The sequence below is a fragment of the Microcystis sp. LEGE 08355 genome (assembly GCF_015207185.1).
Lineage (GTDB): Bacteria > Cyanobacteriota > Cyanobacteriia > Cyanobacteriales > Microcystaceae > Microcystis > Microcystis panniformis.
On the sequence record NZ_JADEXI010000765.1, the window covers coordinates 1 to 1854 of the forward strand.

The 1854-nt window shown below is 46.2% G+C and carries 3 protein-coding genes; all 3 read right to left on the reverse strand.

Going from position 1 to position 1854, the window contains the following annotated elements:
- A partial coding sequence (gene tsf / locus IQ242_RS23810; protein WP_193961655.1) for a translation elongation factor Ts occupies nt 1-522 on the reverse strand: 522 nt, incomplete at its 3' end.
- A gap of 116 nt (nt 523-638) precedes the next feature.
- The gene (rpsB, locus tag IQ242_RS23815; protein ID WP_002760998.1) at nt 639-1436 is read right to left on the reverse strand and encodes a 30S ribosomal protein S2; all 798 of its coding nucleotides are present in this window, start codon (nt 1434-1436) and stop codon (nt 639-641) included.
- A 233-nt stretch (nt 1437-1669) separates the two neighbouring features.
- Nucleotides 1670-1854, reverse strand: a 185-nt coding sequence (locus tag IQ242_RS23820) for a transposase (RefSeq protein WP_193961656.1), incomplete at its 5' end; no start/stop codon positions are given.

Below are 1854 nucleotides of genomic sequence, written 5' to 3' on the forward strand. Positions count from 1 at the left end.
CTCCTCCACACTGATGTTCTGATCGCGGATAAAGGGTTGATCGAGCAGAGAAAGTTCTTTCAAACGTTTTTCAATGCGACCAGCCACGATTTTTTCTTTGATATTATCGGGTTTATTGGCTAAATCGTCCCGTCCCATCTCAATTTCTTTTTCTTTGGCGGAGATTTCGGTGGGAATATCGGCTACTTTCACATATTCGACGTTAGGACAAGCGGCAATCTGCATCGCCACGTCATTAACCAATTTTTTGAACTCCTCGCGACGGGCAACAAAATCGGTTTCGCAGTTCACTTCCACTAAAACACCGATGCGACTGCCGGTGTGGATGTAACTGCCGATCATCCCTTCTGCCGCTACCCGACTGGCTTTTTTCTCGGCGGAAGTAATCCCTTTTTGACGCAACCATTCGATCGCTTTAGTTATATCCCCCGCGTTTTCCGTCAGCGCCCTCTTGCAATCCATCATGCCGGCGCCGGTCTTTTCCCTAAGTTCTTTAACCTGTTGTGCTGTAATTTCTGCCATAAAATTCCTAACCTACTGCTTATAGTTGATCATGCCACGAGAGGGGCAGGTTTTACTGATCGATAGGTCCGGAAAGTTTCCCCCCGAACCTATTGGCGATCAATAGCTAATTTTCCCTAGTTATCGTCGTCTCCACTGGCAAATTCGGCGGCGTATTGGGAATAATCACCTTCTTCCTCGTACTCGGTTTCATCCTCGTAGTCTTCCTCGTATTCTTCCACCGCTGCTTGACCACCGCGACGACCTTCGATGATCGCATCGCTAATTTTGCCTAAAATCAGTTTAACTGAGCGAATTGCGTCATCGTTGGCGGGAATCGGCACATCTACTAAGTCAGGATCGCAGTTAGTATCCAAGAGGGAGATGATGGGAATGCCCAATTTTTGACATTCTTGGATAGCGTTGTATTCCCGACGCTGATCCACTACGATGACTAAATCCGGCAGCCGGCGCATGGTTTTAATGCCACCGAGGTATTTTTCCAGTTTGCCCAATTCCCGACGCAGCACCGATGCTTCTTTTTTCGGTCGTTTATCGAGGGCGCCGCTATTTTCTAATTCTTCTAATTCTTTGAGTCTTTCTACCCGGCCGCGAATGGTTTCCCAGTTGGTTAACATTCCCCCTAACCAACGTTGGTTAACGAAGTGGCTACCGCTGCGTAAAGCTTCCTGTTTAATGATTGCTGCCGCTTGCCGTTTCGTACCGATGAATAAAAAGCGTTTACCGCGATCGGCTTCTCCTCGGACAAATTCGTAAGCCTCTTCGATTAATTGGGCAGTTTGCACCAAATCAATGATATGAACCCCATTCCGGGCAGTGTAGATGTACTGAGACATTTTCGGGTTCCAACGGCGCGTTTGATGGCCAAAGTGAACCCCAGACTCTAGCAATTCTGCGAGAGAGACAACGGGCATATTTTTCTCCTTTTCGGGTTTATCCTCCATCTAGGGCTGGATTTCTAGATTCCTAGAAACACCCGATCGCCTAGATGTGCGATTTTTGACAACTTTTCTAGTCTAACATAAGTGGTCGTGCAAAATTAATTTCTTGGTTGGGATAGGAGACTCCGAGACAGGAGACTCCGAAACAGGAGACAGCTATCAGTTATCAGATTTGAGTTTGGCTCTTCGTTACTCTTTATGCTAAATCAACAGACAAGATGCCAAGATAACATACTTCTAACCCAAAAATTCCGAAAGTTTCTCAAGCCATAGGCTCTCCGTTTTATTAGTTTAAGTTTATTGTTGATTCCCTCGACCACCCCATTCGTTGTCCTTCGCTCGAAATAACTAATGATTTCTCCAAACCAGTTTCGGATTGTTTGACAACTCT

What these genes read in the sequence shown, in the direction of transcription:
- rpsB (WP_002760998.1), bottom strand. Translation starts at nt 1,436, where the DNA reads ATGCCCGTTGTCTCTCTCGCAGAATTGCTAGAGTCTGGGGTTCACTTT.